This window comes from Kosmotoga sp. (genome assembly GCF_982836095.1).
Window position 1 is genome coordinate 1 of sequence record NZ_CEYIHJ010000064.1, and the last position, 1598, is coordinate 1598.

General features: G+C 34.9%; 2 protein-coding genes. One reads left to right on the forward strand and one right to left on the reverse strand.

Going from position 1 to position 1598, the window contains the following annotated elements:
* A partial coding sequence (locus AC3LHT_RS05695; protein ID WP_488662233.1) for a hypothetical protein occupies window positions 1–554 on the reverse strand: 554 nt, incomplete at its 3' end.
* A 575-nt stretch (window positions 555–1129) separates the two neighbouring features.
* Between AC3LHT_RS05695 and AC3LHT_RS05700 the strand changes: the two genes are divergently transcribed.
* The coding region (locus AC3LHT_RS05700) for a MurR/RpiR family transcriptional regulator (protein ID WP_488662234.1) at window positions 1130–1598 on the forward strand (469 nt) is incomplete at its 3' end.

Genomic DNA, 1598 nt, shown 5'->3' on the forward strand with positions numbered 1-1598 from the left:
AACTCATTCAGATCGTAATATGTGTCTGAAACCTCGGATACAAAAAGAGGTGGGGTTGTGTTTGTTCCGAAGTATATATCGTATGTTAGTGAATCTCCATCAGGGTCGGAACACTCCCAGCTAAGTATTACGGGTATTTCTAGCTCCGTTGCATTGGCTGGAAAAATATATGTTGGTGTTGCGGGATCATTATTCAATGTTGTAAAACTCCATACAGGACCTTCTGTTTTTGCTCTCACATCTTTGGCAACTATTTTCCAATAGTAGGTTGTGTGGACATCTAAAATACCTGGATTGTATTCTGTCGATGAAATATCAGTTGCTAAAAGTGTTGTTGGGATTGGATCCGCACCAAAATACACATCGTATTTCATTGGATCTTCATCCGGGTCAGAACATTCCCATTTCAACACAACTGATAACTCAGTATTAGTAGCACCGTCAGAAGGAATAGGATTATCGGGATATCTGGGTGGCTCGTTCACCAGCCGTGCACAAGAAATAAGTATGGAAAATGATAATGTAACTACTAGCAACCGGAGAAACTTTTTCATAAACTCCACCCCCAGCACCTTATATCACATTATACAAAATTGAAAATGATACATAATGAATAAAAGAAAAAAACAATCGAACTATTAATATATAAGCTTAATACAAATCTATAATCAGTAACATAACAACTACCCATTCATTTGCATTCAGGATGTTTTCATGAGCATTTTTGGCGGACAACTCAATGTGAAAATTGCGATGCGGAATAGAATCTCTACCAGTATGTAGATGAAACAATAGAGTAAAGAAAATTTGTGCAAGCAGAAAAGTAAATCAAAATCTCTCACTTTCAGTATGTTAATACGGCTTCGAAATTTCATTTAGTCCAGTACCCCCATAATGAACTCGTTAATAAGGTTATAGTTGTCGAAGGTTATGCGAAATTTCATCTTTTAATGTAAAGTTAATATCCGAAAAGGAAAAAATTTTTTCTTTTACTCTTTGTATTGTATTGCTGTATAATCTCGCATAAACGCTGATAAACGGTTATAAATAGCAATAGATAGATTTTTTATTTCAATAGTCCAAAGCATATACTCTTTTAGAAAGAAAAAATTTTTTTCAGGAGGGTAATATGCAAAAATTCGAAAATCCAACTTTTGAAAGAATGAGAAAAGCTTATAAAGACCTCAGCAAGTCAGGAAAAAAATTGGTCGACTATGTTCTAGAAAATCCCGAAAAAGTTATAAGAATGTCCATAACACAGTTAGCAAGGGCTGTTGGGCTAAAGAGCGAATCAACTGTTGTTAGATTTTATAGAAATCTTGGATTTAGTGGTTATCACGATTTCAAAGTATCTTTAGCCGGTGATCTTGCAGGAAAATCAATAGTGCATTCTTATAGGGACATTTATATTGACGATTCGATTGAAAACGTGAAAAAGAAATTTCTAAGCAGTACAATCAGAGCTTTCCACGATAATGAAAAAAAATTGTCAGATGATCTGCTGGAGGATGCAACAAAGATAATTTCAAAAGCTAAGAGAGTTATTTGTATTGGTTACGGTGCCTCAGCGGCTATTGCTAAATACGCTGCATTTCGAT